Annotated in this window: 12 protein-coding genes and 1 pseudogene; 5 read left to right on the top strand and 8 right to left on the bottom strand. The window is 45.0% G+C overall.

What is annotated here, in order from left to right; genetic code table 11:
* Positions 1-11: 11 nt before the first annotated feature.
* From folC to pepN, 7 genes are all read right to left on the bottom strand, one after another.
* Positions 12-1,316: a bifunctional tetrahydrofolate synthase/dihydrofolate synthase gene (gene folC / locus HUJ19_RS03060; protein WP_290622215.1), complete on the bottom strand. Its 1,305-nt coding sequence runs from the start codon at positions 1,314-1,316 to the stop codon at positions 12-14.
* A 19-nt stretch (positions 1,317-1,335) separates the two neighbouring features.
* Positions 1,336-2,202 (bottom strand): acetyl-CoA carboxylase, carboxyltransferase subunit beta, encoded by an 867-nt coding sequence (gene accD / locus HUJ19_RS03055; RefSeq protein ID WP_290622214.1) that lies wholly within the window; start codon positions 2,200-2,202, stop codon positions 1,336-1,338.
* Between the two features lie 151 nt (positions 2,203-2,353).
* Positions 2,354-3,142, bottom strand: a complete 789-nt coding sequence (truA, locus tag HUJ19_RS03050) for a tRNA pseudouridine(38-40) synthase TruA (protein ID WP_290622213.1) — start codon at positions 3,140-3,142, stop codon at positions 2,354-2,356.
* A gap of 90 nt (positions 3,143-3,232) precedes the next feature.
* Positions 3,233-5,542: a FimV/HubP family polar landmark protein gene (locus HUJ19_RS03045; RefSeq protein ID WP_290622212.1), complete on the bottom strand. Its 2,310-nt coding sequence runs from the start codon at positions 5,540-5,542 to the stop codon at positions 3,233-3,235.
* 121 nt (positions 5,543-5,663) lie between these two features.
* The gene (locus HUJ19_RS03040) at positions 5,664-6,683 is read right to left on the bottom strand and encodes an aspartate-semialdehyde dehydrogenase (protein ID WP_367273957.1); all 1,020 of its coding nucleotides are present in this window, start codon (positions 6,681-6,683) and stop codon (positions 5,664-5,666) included.
* Positions 6,684-6,745: 62 nt separating this feature from the next.
* Positions 6,746-7,069, bottom strand: a complete 324-nt coding sequence (locus HUJ19_RS03035; RefSeq protein ID WP_290622211.1) for a hypothetical protein — start codon at positions 7,067-7,069, stop codon at positions 6,746-6,748.
* Positions 7,070-7,102: 33 nt separating this feature from the next.
* Positions 7,103-9,769 (bottom strand): aminopeptidase N, encoded by a 2,667-nt coding sequence (gene pepN / locus HUJ19_RS03030; protein WP_290622210.1) that lies wholly within the window; start codon positions 9,767-9,769, stop codon positions 7,103-7,105.
* A 124-nt stretch (positions 9,770-9,893) separates the two neighbouring features.
* Between pepN and HUJ19_RS03025 the strand changes: the two genes are divergently transcribed.
* The 4 genes from HUJ19_RS03025 (at position 9,894) to HUJ19_RS03010 (ending at position 14,469) form a co-directional block, all read left to right on the top strand.
* Positions 9,894-10,277 carry a metal-binding protein gene (locus HUJ19_RS03025; RefSeq protein ID WP_290622209.1) on the top strand — a complete coding sequence of 128 codons (384 nt, stop codon included), beginning with the start codon at positions 9,894-9,896 and terminating at the stop codon, positions 10,275-10,277.
* A 420-nt stretch (positions 10,278-10,697) separates the two neighbouring features.
* Positions 10,698-11,789 carry a pyruvate dehydrogenase (acetyl-transferring) E1 component subunit alpha gene (gene pdhA / locus HUJ19_RS03020; RefSeq protein WP_290622208.1) on the top strand — a complete coding sequence of 364 codons (1,092 nt, stop codon included), beginning with the start codon at positions 10,698-10,700 and terminating at the stop codon, positions 11,787-11,789.
* On the top strand, positions 11,789-12,769 hold the full coding sequence (locus HUJ19_RS03015) for an alpha-ketoacid dehydrogenase subunit beta (protein WP_018624730.1): 981 nt from the start codon (positions 11,789-11,791) through the stop codon (positions 12,767-12,769). The genes pdhA and HUJ19_RS03015 overlap by 1 nt, the downstream gene beginning before the upstream one ends.
* Positions 12,766-14,469 carry a 2-oxo acid dehydrogenase subunit E2 gene (locus HUJ19_RS03010; RefSeq protein ID WP_290622207.1) on the top strand — a complete coding sequence of 568 codons (1,704 nt, stop codon included), beginning with the start codon at positions 12,766-12,768 and terminating at the stop codon, positions 14,467-14,469. Before HUJ19_RS03015 ends, HUJ19_RS03010 begins: the two co-directional genes overlap by 4 nt.
* A gap of 33 nt (positions 14,470-14,502) precedes the next feature.
* On the opposite strand, the gene HUJ19_RS03005 is transcribed toward HUJ19_RS03010, so the two are convergent.
* Positions 14,503-15,075 carry a hypothetical protein gene (locus HUJ19_RS03005; protein WP_290622206.1) on the bottom strand — a complete coding sequence of 191 codons (573 nt, stop codon included), beginning with the start codon at positions 15,073-15,075 and terminating at the stop codon, positions 14,503-14,505.
* A 26-nt stretch (positions 15,076-15,101) separates the two neighbouring features.
* Here HUJ19_RS03005 and HUJ19_RS03000 point away from each other — a divergent pair.
* Positions 15,102-16,186 (top strand): annotated as a pseudogene (locus HUJ19_RS03000) (S9 family peptidase); the annotation flags it as partial.

The following is a 16,186-nucleotide window of genomic DNA, read 5'->3' as shown; positions in this document are numbered from 1 at the left end:
CAAGCCTCATATTACGCGCTGGTTATCAATCTTTGCTTTAACTCATCCCAAGTTTCAAGCATCAAGCCTACAGTGACAAAGGAACCGAAAACAACCAATGCCTCATTCTGAAGTTGATGTTGCCAATAATCCTCAAAAGCATCAACCAGCAAATGGTAAGATTTTGCGTTATTTCGAGCAAATTCAGGTAATTTCTCGACCAATTCATCAGCTTTGGCACCTCTTGGACCTGATAGGTCGATACAGTACCAATAATCGACAGCCGTGCAATGCGCTAAACAACTGGTGATATCCTTGTCTTTAAGCATACCGCATATAGCGCTGACACGCTCTACTCCACGATGCTTAAGTTGTTCCAGCTTTTCGTTCAGCACCCGCGCTGAGTCAGGGTTATGCGCCACATCAACAATGACAAGTGGCTCTCTGGATAAATATTGAAATCGACCAACAAACTGAAGTTTTTGAAACGCTAGCTGCAAAGCGCTTTCGCTTACTACTCCTGAGAACAATAGAGTAAAAGCCTGCAACGCAGCAGCAAGATTTGAGATTAATAAATCATTATTTGGCAAATCAGAAAATGAATAGGTTTTGCCCTTAATTTCCGCTTTAAAGTCCCAACCTTGGTCCGCTTCTCGAAACAGATAGTCATCCTGAGCCAAGTAACTTATTGCCTGTTTATCAGCCACTTCAGGCAATAGCAAATTGTCTGTAGCAGGATCAGCAATCACTACCGGGGTTTGCGCACGCATAATTCCAGCTTTTTCATGCGCCACTTTTTCCAGCGTATCGCCCAACCAGGCGACATGATCCAGGCCAATCGAAGTAATCACAGCAACATCGGGGTCAATAATATTGACCGCATCCATACGACCGCCTAAGCCTACTTCAAGAGCAACCAGATCAAGGCTTCTCTGTTTGAACAGCCAAAATGCAACTAAGGTAGTAAATTCGAAATACGTTAAAGGAATATCCTGCTGCTGTTGTGCTATAGCTTTGAATCCGCTTACCAGCTCAGCGTCAGTCACAGACTGACCATCAAACTTTATTCGCTCGTTGAATTTTAATAAGTGAGGAGAGGTATAGCTGGCAACGCACAAGCCATGCTCAATGGCTATAGATTCGAGAGCTGCAACAACAGTACCCTTGCCATTAGTACCCGCCACTGTAATCACAGGGCAATTTAGCTCAAGCAGATCCAGCCGTTCGGCTACTTGTTTAATTCGGGAGAGCCCCAGTTCAATATGATGAATGGGATGAGCCTGTTCGAGCCAGGCTATCCATTCAGCTAGCGTATCAAAATCTGGGGAGGCGCTCACTGCACTGTCTTACAAACAATCAGGCAGCTGGCTTGGAGAGGTTCAAAAATTTGGCCGCAAGACGAGAAACCGTGTCCCGCATATCACGACGATCAACTATCATATCAATCGCACCATGCTCCAACCAGAATTCGCTTAAACGGAAGCCCTCAGGCAGCTTTTCGCGAATCGTTTGCTCAATCACTCGCTGGCCCGCAAAGCCAATCAAGGCTTTTGGCTCAGCAATATGAACATCGCCAAGCATAGCCAAACTAGCGGTAACACCGCCCATGGTTGGGTCGGTAAGGACTGAGATATAGGGAAGTTTTGCTTCAGAAAGCTTGGCCAATGCAGCGCTGGTTTTAGCCATTTGCATCAAAGAAACTAAGGCTTCCTGCATACGCGCACCACCACTGGCGGAGAAGCAGACTAACGCTGAACGAGTTTCAATCGCCGCATTCACGGCACGCACAAATTTCTCGCCGACGACCGAACCCATCGAGCCACCCATAAACTCAAAGTTAAAGGCACAGGCCACAACCGGAACATCATTAACCGTGCCTTTAAAAGCAATTAGGGCATCGTTCTCATGAGTTTTCTTTTGTGCGCCAGCAATACGATCTTTATATTTCTTGGAGTCACGAAATTTAAGCATATCCACCGGCTTCATATTGGCGCCGATTTCTTTACGATTAGATTCATCCATAAACAACTCTAATCGAGTACGCGCTTTAATACGCATATGATTATTGCATTTTGGACAAACCTGCTGGCTACGTTCCAGCTCAGCATAGTAAAGAACGCTCTCGCAAGCGGTACATTTACTCCACACCCCTTCAGGAATGGACTTCTTTTTTTGCGAACCCTCTGGGTTACGCTTCGGTAATAATCGCTCTAACCAACTCATATTTTCAGTTTTTCATTAGTCGAATAAGAAATTGCACGCATTGTAACAGGTTTCATGGCAAACGGAATAATGCTCTGGTTTAACCACTTCGAGCTTTTGTCGACTCATTAACAACTCTAAAACCTGTTTCAAAGAAATTCGACCGGCAACACTATTCTGGTAAAAACAATGGCCCCATTGGGACTCTTGGCAAACCAAAGCTTTCTGGATAGTCAACATCCACAAGATAGAGTCCATTTGGACTGGCTGTTGGGGCAGCCTGAGTTCGGTCTTTGCCAACCAGTAACTGTCTTGCCCATTCGGGCTGTTGGCTGTGGCGTCCGATTTCGATAAGGCTACCGGCTATGTTTCTCACCATATGATGTAAAAAGGCATTCGCCTTAATATCTATGACCACAAACTGCCCGATACGCTCAACAAACAGATGATGAATATTACGGAAAGAGGTTCGAGACTGGCAGCTGGCTGCCTGAAAGGCAGCAAAATCCTGTTCTCCGGGGAAAAACTGACAGGCGTCATTCATGGCATCGATATCAAGCGGTGCTCGACACCAGGTCAGCCCTGCTCGCGCAATGGCTGGCCTTGTCGCGGTATTGGCAATAATATAGCGGTAACGTCGGGCAGTAGCGCTGAATCGGGCGTGAAACTCATCCGATACTGTGTGTGCCCACCTGACCGCAATGTCATCTGGCAGCTGAGTGTTTGCGCCCATGGTCCATGCCTTTAGTGGTCGCTCATTACTCAGTTCAAAGTGAATAACCTGCCCAGTAGCATGTACACCCGTATCAGTTCTGCCCGCACAAAATACTTCTATCGGCTGATCAGCAATCTTGGATAAAACCTGCTCTAAGGTTTGCTGTACCGAAAGCGCGTGCGATTGGCGTTGCCAACCGTGATACCTGTGTCCATCGTACTCAATACAGAGTGCGACTCTAGCCATAGCTTCAGTCTCTTTAACATGATGATAAATGAATAACACCGGGCAAAAACCCGGTGCTATTTACTAACGCTAAATTATAGCCTGGTTAAACTAGTGTTTAGCCAGCAGTTTAGCCGCCTCTTCACTTTGAGCAGCATTACCTTCCTTCTGAACTTCCTGCAAAATATCTTTTGCAGAATCTTCGTCACCCATCTCTAAATAGGCCTTTGCCAGCTCAAGCTTAGTCTGTACTTCATCTTCACTAATAGCTGACTCGTTGTCATCAACTGGTTCAAATGACATAGAGTCAGATTCTTCGGTAACCTTATCTTCATCATCAAGCGAGAAATCAATACTATTATCAGACTCAGCTATCGGTTTCACAGGCTCTGCTTTCAGTTTTTCCTCATTAGCGGTTTCTTCTACTTCTTTCTCAAAATCGCTCAGGTCGAAATCGAGAGAGTCGTCCGCTGAAGTCGTATCAACCTCCGGCTCTTCAGTAGCTTCAAGCTCAGAACTTAAATCAACATCAATGGCTTCGCCTTCATTCGGCTGGTCATAACCAAACACATCATCTTCATCAGGCAGCTTAGCCTCAGGTTTAGGCTCTGATGCAGCTGCTTTTACCGGCTCAACCAAAGAGCTCAGGCTGGCCACTTTAAGACCCAGTTTGGAATCATGATCAAAATCTTTTGAAAGTCCTTTTTTCAACTCATGGAACTTAGTCGCATTTTTCTGGCTGGCTAAAATTTCCATATACTTGACGCGTATTTCGTCATTATCTGGATCTTTTGATAACGCCTGTTCCAACACATGATTTGCTTCGGTCATTTTGCCGCGAGCAATTAAAACATCGGCCTCGCTGATTGGATCAGAAGGAGCGTCATCAAGTTTCATTTTGTCTTTATTGAGGAATGAGTCTCGCGGTGACACGGGTTCTTTTTTAGCGCCAGAGCCACCGAAAGATGGAATTAAACTTGATTCCCCCTCTTCTGGAGGCTGACGATTACGCCAATAGACTGCACCACCGGCCAATACCAATAAAGCCAATAGACCACCACCAGCCCAATACCAGAAGCCATCAGCTTCATAGAATGATTCTTCTCTAGTCTGTGACTTATTTGAAGGTGTCGATTGCGAGCTGGTTTCTGGCTCTGAAGCTTGTGCAATTGCACTATCAGCCTCATCCGCTGCAGACTCTTCTATCGTTTCCTGCTCTTGTGGTGAATCAATCGGCAAACTATCCTCTGCAACCTCAGCACTTCCAGACAAGACCGCTAAAGTATCATCTTCAAGCTGAACGCCTGTGTCAGCCAACTCATCTTTAGCTTCCAGTTCTTCTTTAAGCTGTTGGTTTTGGAGCTTTAGAGTTTCAACAGCTTCTCTGAGAGTATTCACTTCATTCTGTAACTCATCAACAGAATCGGAGTCTGTTTCCGAACCGCCAGCCTGATTGAGAGAGCTATCTTCAACACTGGCAATACTTAAGCGCCCGCCTTGTGTCGTAGAGTCATTACGAGCTTCCGTTTCGGTAACCGTCTTACGAACATCCAGAGGTGCCTGGTTACCTGATAATGACTTGCGATACTCGCTAAGAGCTTCAGCGTGGCTAATACCATCAATATAAGATTGCTCGGGAACGCTTAACTTATAACCTGCTTTGAGGCGGTTGATATCGTTATTGATAAAGGCATCAGGGTTACTGCGATACAAAGCAATCAGAGTTTGTTGTACGGTCGCATTGTTCGGTCTTACCTGGCTGGCAATGCTCCACAAAGTCTGTCCTCTGCCAACACTCCAGCTGTTGCCATCAAATACTGGCGCTGAACGGCGCTGGGTTGCCTCCGCTCTGGCTACAGGTTCTGAAACGGTTTGCTTGGGTTCTTGAGAAACCTCAGGTTCGCGCTGTGTTGTTTTAGTCGGTTCAGTAGTTCGTTTAACTTCTTCGGTAACACGCGATGGACGCTGAGTAGGCGTCACCTGAGTTTGACTTGGTTCGGAGCTGACCACAGGAGTGGTTTTATTGAATACAGGAGGATCAAGCAACAGCGTGTATTCACGCATCAACTTACCCTGCGGCCAATCTAATTCGATAATAATATTAACGTAGGGTTCTTTAATTGGGGAGTCACTGGAAACTCGAATCGCCTTTGAGCCGTCGCCTTTACTGTAGACCTCAAAACGTAGCAAGCTATGGAATGGCTCACGCGTTACGCCATATCGCTCGTAGGCTTCAAAAGATGCGATTTTAGCTCTTAAATCAGATTCTTGAAGATCCTTTGAAGAAAGGAGAACAATTTCCGCATTGAGTGGTTGGTTTAGACCTGATTCAGTTTTCAGTTCTCCAAGTCCAAGCGACCAGGCCTGAGAAGTCATTAGTGCCGTCGATACAGCGACAGTCGCAGCTAATTTACGAAACATAAGTGCTCCCTCTTAAATACCCTAAATAAAGTTCTAACCAAAAGCCAAACGATGTTTGGCTCTGAGGTCAGAACTTAAGATTATACTTTAAGTTAGCTATTGTTAAGTACTAATTTTGCGGCTATAAGTAATTTTTTACAAGTATTTCAGCGATTTGAACTGTGTTCAATGCCGCACCTTTGCGAACATTATCGGAAACAATCCACATTGCCAGCCCATTTTGCATGCCAACATCCTGGCGAATACGGCTGACAAACACATCATCTTTACCGCTGGCATGGGTTACTGGCGTCGCATAATCCAGCTTATCCATATCATCAACAACTGTAACACCAGGTGCGTTTTTCAACAGGTGTCGAGCCTGTTCAACGTCGAGTGGTACTCGAGTTTTAATATGCACGGCCTCTGAATGCCCGTAGAAGACAGGTACTCGCACCGCGGTTGGGCTAACCCCAATTGAGGGATCTTCGAAGATCTTATGAGTTTCCCACACCATCTTCATTTCTTCTTTGGTGTAGCCATTATCCTGAATCTTGTCGATATTCGGTAACACATTGAAAGCAATCTGCTTGTCGTAAACCTTGTGAGTAGCTTCTCGACCATTAAGTAATTGAGCTGTTTGGCTGGCTAACTCCTCAACAGCTTTATGGCCAGAACCAGAAACTGCCTGGTAGGTACAGACATTGATATGCTCAATTCCAACGTCATCCTGTATCGGCTTTAACGCCACCAGCAACTGCATAGTTGAGCAGTTAGGGTTAGCAATAATGCCTCGGTTTTTATAATCGGCAATTCGCTCAGGGTTAACTTCAGCAACCACTAATGGAATATCGTCGTCATATCTGAAGTGAGAAGTGTTATCCACCACCACGCAACCCGCTTCTGCCGCCTTTGGTGCATATTCTGCTGAAATGTCACCACCAGCTGAAAATAATCCAATATCGGCTTTGGAAAAGTCAAAGTCTGCAAGATTCTCTACTCGAACCGACTTACCCTTGAACATAACGCGCTCTCCTGCCGAGCGCTCGCTTGCAAGCAAGTATAAGTTCTCAACTGGAAAATCACGCTCTTCCAGGATCTCACGGATCGTAACACCGACCGCACCCGTAGCGCCGACAATAGCGACATTCACTTTTTTCAATCTAGTTCTCCGAAAAACACTTTAATAATGGAATTGACAGGTTTTCTAAATAAATTCTGTAACTACTTCTTTTTATTGAACATCAGCCAGACACGCATGGCTATATAACCGATAAAGCCGGCAGCAATCATGTAATGCGAAGCCAATACCCATAACTCAGCATTTTTCTCTGGATGGACATATTTCAATAAAAAACCTGCAGCGAATAACAGAATGGCTAAAAACGAATAACTCTGTAAGCGACGATTTCGCTTCAATTTTTGGATATGCATGGCGCGCTCCAGTTGCTCTTCACTTGAGCCTTTGAGCACGGCACCACAATGAGGGCAGACTTCCGCTTTGCTCGAAATGCGCTTGCTACATACAATACATCTAATAATTGCCATAACTTAACTCGTACTTTAATTGGTTTGTTTGAATCAGCCCAAAGCTTTGCTTGCGATTTCGTAAACATCCTTGGACAGATCAGGCAGTTGCAAAATACCCTGTAATTGCTCGCACATCAAGCGCTGACGCTCATCATCGAACTTCTTCCAGCGGTTAAAGGCCCCGGTTAAACGAGCAGCCGTTTGTGGGTTTACGCTGTAAAGCTGTTTAATTTGTTCTGCCAGAAAAACGTAACCCTTGCCATCCTTGCGGTGAAACTGCGGCAGGTTCGAACCAGCAAAAGCTCCCACCACAGAGCGAACCTTGTTAGGATTCTTAATATCAAAGGCGGGATGCTGGATTAAGCTCTCTACCCGTTCAATAGTTCTATCGGTTGGGTCAGTCGCCTGGGCAGACAGCCACTTATTGACCACCAACTCTTCATTCTGCCATTTTCGATAAAAGTCGTCAGCTATCTGCTTTTTATGATCATAATTAGAATGCATAAGCAACTGTAGAGCCGTTTCTGCATCCGTCATATTGTTACTGTTCGCCAACTGACTAACCGCCAGCTCATAAGCTTTGGGCTTATCGAGGGCAACCAGATAACTCAGGCAAACACCGGCAAAAGCGCGTTTTGCGATGGCAGCCTTATCCTGTTGGAAGTCACCCAGGTGATGATTGCCCTGATAATGCACCAGCCAATCCATCTCCAAATGTTTGGCCAATTCACGTTTAAGGAAATCATGTGCTGCAATAAGGTGATCCAGATTGACCCGCTCGACTTCTTCAATCAGCGCCTTAATATCAGGCAGCGTCAGAGCCAGAGCCTTGAAACGGCCATCCAAAGAGTCATCTGACAGTATATTCTGAACCGCATTGACCAGATGCAGCGGAAACTGCATCGGCTCTCCCGCTTCCTGTTCGGCACACAGCTGCCAAATCACACGGGTAAACAAGCGCTGCCCTGCTTCCCAGCGATTAAAGGGGTCATTATCATGCGCATACAGAAACGCCAGCTCATGGTCGTTATAGTCACAGAACAGGCGCACTGGTGCGGAGAAATTACGCAATAAAGACAGCACTGGCTTATGGGCAACGCCAATAAATTCAAAAGTCTGTTCCGGCTTTGTCAGGTGCAAAATGTCACCAGTTAACTGCTCCTTGTCAGAAACCAGCTCAAGCGGTAAATCATTGCCTCCTTTATCAAGTAAACCAAGCTTCAAAGGAATATGAAACGGCTCTTTATTGAATTGCCCGGGCGTGTCGGGACAGACCTGTCCAATACTCAAAGTCAGCTTTTTGTGTAACTCATCATATTCGCTGGTTACCGTTACTTCCGGCGTTCCAGCCTGTGAATACCAACGTCTGAACTGCTTCAGATCGTAGTCATTGGCATCCTCCATGGCACTGACAAAGTCTTCACAAGTGACCGCCTGTCCGTCGTGTCGCTCAAAATACAAATCCATACCTCGACGGAAACCATCAGCACCTAACAAGGTGTGATACATTCGAATCACTTCGGCTCCTTTGTTGTATACGGTAACGGTATAAAAGTTATTCATCTCGATATAGCTGTCCGGACGGATCGGATGCGCCATCGGGCCGCCATCTTCAGCAAATTGGTGCGAGCGAATCACTTTAACGTCTTCGATACGCTTAACCGCATGATCGGTCTGGTCAGCAGTAAACTGCTGATCACGGAAAACAGTCAACCCCTCTTTCAAACTCAGTTGAAACCAGTCGCGACAGGTTACTCGATTGCCGGTCCAGTTGTGGAAGTATTCATGGGCAATCACAGCTTCGACGTCTTCAAAATCCTGATCTGTTGCCGTTTCAGGGTGTGCCAACACATATTTGGTATTGAAAATATTAAGGCCTTTATTTTCCATGGCCCCCATGTTGAAATCACCAACCGCCACTATCATGTAGATATCAAGGTCATACTCCAGACCAAATACTTCTTCATCCCAGACCATGGCTTTTTTCAATGAGGCCATTGCATGATGGCATTGCTCAAGCTTTCCTTTATCGACATAGATTTCAAGTTTAATATCCCGTCCTGACTGAGTCTTGAAATGATCTTCCAGCAAGTCATAGTCACCGGCACACAATGCAAACAGATAGCTCGGTTTACGAAATGGATCCTGCCAGATAGCATAGTGACGGCCGTTGGCTAAACTGCCATGTTCGATTTGATTCCCGTTCGACAACAAATACGGATACTTCTTTTTTTCGGCTTCAATTCGTACCGTGAAGATACTCATTACGTCAGGACGATCCAGATAATAGGTAATCTTGCGGAAACCTTCGGCCTCGCACTGAGTACAAAACTTACCACTTGATAAATATAAACCTTCAAGGCTGGTATTCTGTGCAGGATAAATTTTGACTTTAGTAACCAGCTCAAAAGACGCCTGCAGATAATCCAAACCATCAATTTTATTGAGCCAGATAGTCAGTTGTTCTGAGTCAGCTTCATATTGTTCCTGCACTAGCTTCTGCCCAGCGACCGAGATTTCGAGCAACTCAAGCTCCTCACCATCCAGCACCAGACTGTCCGCTACCTCCGCAACGGGATTGGCCTGCAACTTCAAACGAGCAGTGACAATCGAATGCTGATCAAACAATTCAAAACTTAAATTGACCTCATCAATAAGGAAGGCTGAGGGTTTATAATCTTTGCGGTATTTTACTGGGATACTATCGCTGGTTTTCATAAAAGCTCTAAGTAGGAAGTCCAAGAAAATTATTAAAGTAAATTGCCGCTATTGTAGCAATCATGCACCTTATCCGATATAAAAGACTTCGCCAAAAACAAATAACCGATATAAAGTTTACATTATGTGCCAATGCTCAACCTTAGCTGATATCCTGCTCGGTGATGATGAAATTATCAGCAACAATCCTCAACACCCGTTACATGGACTTGATGAAGTGGACTGGAACCCATCGCAATGGGCCTGTCTGAATCAGTGCCCAGAATGTGGTCAACTCTGGCACATTGATATTGCCAAAGCTAATCAGATTGGGATTTGTGTCAAAGTTGCTGATCGGGCGGCCTGGAAAAAGCTCGACACGACCCATGCGCGTATTGATCTGATGGTTCAAAATCACGGCGGCTTAAGCTTTGAAATCTGTAAATGGAAACAGTGCAACAAGAACTGCGTCAGGGGTCTGGCTTTCTGCCCACAGCATGCCTATTTTGAGATGGATATTAAGGCCTGAGCACACATACTTATTTCTAGTTATGGGTGTGGGTTACAACTTAATAACTGCCTGAATTTAGATAAAAAAGTACTAATTTTGGATAAGTTTTAATAATCCATTGACCGACAAGCCGCAACAGAATTGATGGATCACTGGTCAGAAGAGCCAGTCACTATACAAAAGCCTTAAAAATCCGTACAATCGCCACCGAAAACAGCTGTTTTTAACCATGGGAAAGCTCAAATTAACGGCTGAGCGAATGCTCTAACTTATTCAAAAATAAGTATATTTTAAAAGTGACTGATAAAAAATCACTCTTCATAAACCGTTAACGAAAAAGCTTTATAAATCACGTATAATCGAACAAATTTTGCGAGAAGGTTCGATTAGACCAAAACTGTGAACCAACTTTCCCAGTAACCTTAGGAGAATGTAGCCTTGACGACTACAACTGTTGCTTCTTTTGAAATCAAGTACCACCAGTATCTTGATCCTCAGGGTAAACCAACCCAGGAACTACCCGCATTTGCCAAAGACATGGATAAAATGCGTCAACTTTACCGCGATATGGCTCTATTACGTGCTTTTGATGCAAAAGCATATGCCTTACAACGTACCGGTAAAATGGGTACCTACCCTGCTTCATTAGGTCAGGAAGCTATCGGCATTGGTTATGGCGATGCAATGACTGCTGAAGACGTCCTTATTCCTTATTACCGCTCAACCGGTGCCATGCTGAAACACGGCATCACCATGGAAGAAATCCTTCTTTATTGGGGCGGTGATGAAAGCGGTTCGAATTATTCTGTTGCTAAAGAAGACTTCCCAATCTGTGTACCTATTGCTAACCAGATCATTCATGCCTCCGGTGTTGCCAAAGCGATTCAAATGCGCGGCCAGAAACGGGCAGTTGCCACTGAGATAGGTGAAGGTGGTACTTCGGAAGGCGACTTCTATGAAGGTATTAATGTTGCTGGCATCTGGAATCTTGGTGTTGTATTCATGGTTAACAACAACCAATGGGCAATTTCTGTACCGACTGAAATCCAGACCGCTTGTGAAACCTATGCACAAAAAGCTATCGCAGCTGGTATCGAAGGCGTGCAAGTTGACGGTAATGACATCATCGCAGTAAAACAGGTTGCGGAATATGCGTTTGAAAAAGCGCGTAACGGTGGCGGCCCAACTTTGATTGAAGCCATCACTTACCGTCTGTGTGATCACACAACAGCAGATGATGCATCTCGCTATGATGATCCAAAAGTAAAAGAAGAAGCCTGGAAAAATGAACCAATGGTTCGTTTACGCAAATACCTCGAAGCGAACAAAGCCTGGTCTGATAAAGATGAAGAAGCCATGAAAGCTGAAATTGCTAAAGAAGTTGATGCAGCAGTTAAGGCTTATGAAGAGGCACCAAAACCTGGTCCAGAATTAATGTTCGACCACTTATACGCGGAACTACCAGAACTGACAAAACCACAACGTGAAGCAGCGATCAAGCTGGCCGAAAAAGCGCGAGGTGCAAAATAATGGCAGCGATTACTTTAATTGAAGCAGTCAATGCAGCAATGGCCTATGAGCTTGAGCATGATAAAGATGTTGTATTGTTTGGTGAAGACGTCGGTAAAAATGGTGGTGTATTCCGTGCAACCGATGGCCTACAAAAGAAATATGGTACAGACCGTGTCATCGACTCTCCTCTAGCCGAGTCAATGATTGCTGGCCTTGCCGTTGGTATGGCCGCACAAGGCATGAAGCCAATTGCAGAAATGCAATTCATGGGCTTTATCTTTCCGGCAGTTGATCAGATTTTCTGTCACGCAGCCCGTATGCGCCATCGTACCCGTGGCCGTCTGACTTTGCCAATGGTGATTCGCGCGCCTTATGGCGGCGGTATTCACGCTCCTGAGCATCACTCTGAGTCGACCGAAGCATTATTTGCTCATATTCCTGGCTTGAAGGTGGTTATCCCATCCAATCCAAGCCGTGCTTATGGTTTGATGTTGGCGGCGATTCGCGATCCTGATCCGGTGATTTTCCTTGAGCCAAAACGTGTTTACCGTATCGTTAAACACGAAGTTGAAGACAATGGCGAAGAGTATCCATTGGAAGCCTGCTTCGTTGATCGTGAAGGTTCGGACATCACTCTAATTTCATGGGGTGCCATGATGCATGAAACCTTGCAGGCTGCTGAAAAACTAGCAGCAGAAGGCATAGATGCTGAAGTGATCGATGTAGCGACAATCAGCCCTATTGATATGGACACCATTCTTGAGTCTGTACAGAAAACAGGTCGTGTATGTATCGTTCAGGAAGCACCAAAATCTGGCTCTATTGGCTCTGAAATTGCCGCGGAGATTGCAGAAAAAGCCATCCTAAGCTTACTCGCACCGATTGGTCGAGTATCAGGTTACGACACTGTCATGCCATACTACCGCTTAGAAAAACAATACATGCCGACCGTGGATCGCATCCTCGATGAAGCACGCAAAATCATGGAGTACAAATGAAACAGTTTAACTTACCCGATTTAGGTGAAGGCTTACCAGATGCGGAGATCGTACGCTGGTTAGTTAAAGAAGGTGATGAAGTAACTGTCGACCAGCCAATGGTCGAGATGGAAACTGCTAAAGCCGTGGTTGAAGTGCCTTCTCCTTTCGCCGGTCGTATCAGTAAATTGCATGGCAATGAAGGTGATGTCATTGATGTAGGCGCTGTTTTAGTGACCTTTGGTGAGGTTGGTGAAGTTGCTGAAGACGCACCTGAGCCAGCACCAGTTGCTGAACCCACAAAAGATGAAGCACCCTCACAAACATCAGCTCCTGCTGCTGGTAGCGACACTTTCTTACTTCCGGATTTAGGTGAAGGTTTGCCAGATGCGGAAATCGTGCGTTGGCTAGTCAAAGAAGGCGATACGGTTACCGTTGATCAGCCGATGGTAGAAATGGAGACTGCTAAAGCCGTAGTTGAAGTGCCCTCTCCTTTTGCTGGCAAAGTGTCTAAGCTTTATGGCCAGGCCGGTGACGTTATCGAAGTAGGTGCACCACTTGTAGAATTTGGAGGAACAGGCGGTTCCAGCAAACCTGCCGCTCCTGCAAAGGAAGCTGGCGAAGAAAAGCGCGCTGATAGTGGCACTGTGGTTGGCGCCGTTGAAGTCGGCAATCACGTTGTCGCTGAAACCGCTAACGCTGTTGTTAAAGCACTAGCCAAAAAATTGAAAGTGGACTTAACAAAAGTTAAAGGCACTGGCAAAGATGGCGCTATCACACAGAAAGATGTACGAGAAGCCGCTAAGTCAGGAGCTACTGCCTCAACTACTACGGCAGAGCAACCACAACAGACAGCCGGTGTTGATACTTCAAACCCTCTTGCCTATAAAGCCTCGCCTGCAGTACGTGCATTAGCACGTAAACTTGGTGTTGATTTGGGCGATTGTAATCCGACAGGTCGCAAAGGTTCGATTACCCGTGATGATGTTGAGCAGGCTTCTAAAGGCGGTTCTACTGCTCCACGCCAGTCACAACCAGCGATGTCTCCGCAACAAGCCAAAGGTTTGCCTGCTGTGAGCCTTGAAGTGCAGCCAGAGAAAGTGCGTGGTGTTCGTCGCGCCATGGCAATGGGTATGGCAAATTCACATGCTACTGTCGTTCCTACCAGTCTGGTTGAAGATGCTGATATTACAGCATGGCCAAAAGGTACAGACTCTTTAGCTCGTTATGTTCGCGCCATTGTTACCGCTGCAAAGCAGGTACCAGCTATGAATGCCTGGTTTGATGGTGAAAACTTCGAACGCTTATTGCACCCTAACGTCAATGTCGGTATCGCAGTAGATTCTCCGGACGGTTTATATGTACCGGTCGTTCATAACGCAGATCGCATGGATATGGCAGGGGTTCGCGCTCGAGTTCAAGAGTTACGTGAAAAGATTGAAACCAAGTCTTTGAAACAAGATGATCAGCAAAATGCGACCATCACCCTTTCAAACTTTGGCTCAATCGCCGGTCGTTATGGTACTCCGGTGGTTTCGCCACCTCAGGTAGCAATTCTTGGTACTGGCCGTTTCCGTAACGAGCTCAAGCTAACGGATAAAGGCATCACCAACGCAAAAATGTTGCCGTTGTCCTTAACTTTCGATCACCGCGCCTGTACTGGCGGTGAAGCAGCCCGCTTCCTGGCAGCTGTGATTGAAGACTTACAGTTAGCTCGCTAATTCAAGCAACTAGTCTCTTAGAAAAGCGTGATATCACTCGGTATCACGCTTTTTTATTAACTCTAAGATTTCATCTTTCTTATCTAAAGGCCAAATAAAGTGACCTGGATGAACAAACTTCAAACCTTCGCCTTTGAGTAACAACAGCACCTCTTTAGACTTATATTCAAGTATTGAACCTAATGATAAGTGCCATCGTTTCCATAGTCTCACTTCAAAACAACTTGGTATATCAATTGATTTGACTTTATAAAAGACATCTTTAACGCAAACATTCAGAATAATTCTATTCTCTAAGCTTGGCCCTGTTTCCATTTCAGGGTTTCTAATAATAGCTTCATACCTATCTTTTCCATAAACATCGGCAACGAACACCTCTAGAATAAAATCACTTTCAAGAACGAGTTCTTCTAATGATTTAGACTCAATTTGAGTAGCCTGTATAGTCGAGGAAAAACAAACTTGTATTAATAATGCCAATGCGAGTTGCTTCATAACCTTCTTCAGTAATATTTCTACACATTTGTATCCTAGCCGAATACTTTGCCCTTTGCTATGCTCAATGGCGATTTTGTATTGGAAATACTTGATAGATTTAGTGCGCATTTTTGGAGGCCTCTGTGGAAAAAACAATGAATAAACTACTGTTAACTGGCTTGCTGAGTGGCTTATTAGCTACTTCAGTTTCCGCCAAAGAACCTAATGATCCTTATATCTGGCTAGAAGAAGTCGAAGGTAAAAAAGCCCTTGAGTGGGTCGAAGAGAACAATAAAGTCTCATTAAGCTACCTGCAATCTCAACCTCTTTACCAGGATTTATATGAATCCAACCTGGACATATTAAATTCGGATGAGCGCATTCCGTACGTTACTGAAATGAATGGTTATTTCTATAACTTCTGGCGCGACGAGGACAATGTGCGAGGAGTATGGCGTCGCACTACTCTTGAAGAGTACAAAAAAGAGAGCCCAAAGTGGGAAGTTGTTCTAGACGTTGATGCGCTAGCAGAAAAAGAGAACGAAAACTGGGTCTATAAAGGCTCAAACTGCTTGTACCCAGATTACAAACTGTGTCTAGTTAGTCTTTCTCGCGGCGGCGCTGACGCAACAGTTGTGCGTGAGTTTAACGTTGAAAACAAAAGCTTTGTAAAAGGTGGGTTTCAATTACCTGAAGCAAAAAGTAACCTGAGCTGGATTGATGAAAATACTGTTTTTGTAGGAACCGACTTTGGTTCCGGCAGTTTAACCGACTCAGGCTACCCACGCATCGTCAAAGTTTGGAAGCGCGGACAGAAGCTTGAAGAAGCGACTACTATATTTTCTGGTAACCAATCTGATGTTGCAGTTCAGGGCTTTGTCACACGTGATAAGGATGAGTCTTATAAGCTTATCTATCAAGGCCTGGATTTTTACACATCAGAAATCTACTTACTCAATGATGATGGTCTGACTCAACTCGATCGACCAAAAGACAGTTCATTTAGAGCGATTAATAATGGACAATTATTATTAGAGTTAAAATCAGACTGGACTATAGGCGATAAAACCTATGAACAGGCCTCACTCCTCTCTATTGATATCAATGATTACTTAAAAGGTAAAAAGAGCTTTACCGAAGTTCTGGTTCCCGATGAGCGAACAGCTATCAGCGGTATTTCGTCTACAAAGGATTACTTACTCATAAACTTACTGAAAGATGTCAGCAGCGAATTACATCG

This window comes from Kangiella sp., assembly GCF_014762745.1.
In the GTDB taxonomy this organism is placed as follows: domain Bacteria; phylum Pseudomonadota; class Gammaproteobacteria; order Enterobacterales; family Kangiellaceae; genus Kangiella.
The sequence above is the reverse complement of the archived record's forward strand: the minus strand, read 5'-3'. Positions and strand labels throughout refer to the sequence as shown.

Coding starts and splice junctions, on each gene's coding strand:
- HUJ19_RS03035 (WP_290622211.1), bottom strand. CDS start 7,069: ATGGCAATTATTAGATGTATTGTATGTAGCAAGCGCATTTCGAGCAAA.
- pepN (WP_290622210.1), bottom strand. CDS start 9,769: ATGAAAACCAGCGATAGTATCCCAGTAAAATACCGCAAAGATTATAAA.
- HUJ19_RS03025 (WP_290622209.1), top strand. CDS start 9,894: ATGTGCCAATGCTCAACCTTAGCTGATATCCTGCTCGGTGATGATGAA.
- HUJ19_RS03015 (WP_018624730.1), top strand. CDS start 11,789: ATGGCAGCGATTACTTTAATTGAAGCAGTCAATGCAGCAATGGCCTAT.
- HUJ19_RS03005 (WP_290622206.1), bottom strand. CDS start 15,075: ATGCGCACTAAATCTATCAAGTATTTCCAATACAAAATCGCCATTGAG.
- accD (WP_290622214.1), bottom strand. CDS start 2,202: ATGAGTTGGTTAGAGCGATTATTACCGAAGCGTAACCCAGAGGGTTCG.
- HUJ19_RS03010 (WP_290622207.1), top strand. CDS start 12,766: ATGAAACAGTTTAACTTACCCGATTTAGGTGAAGGCTTACCAGATGCG.
- truA (WP_290622213.1), bottom strand. CDS start 3,142: ATGGCTAGAGTCGCACTCTGTATTGAGTACGATGGACACAGGTATCAC.
- HUJ19_RS03045 (WP_290622212.1), bottom strand. CDS start 5,542: ATGTTTCGTAAATTAGCTGCGACTGTCGCTGTATCGACGGCACTAATG.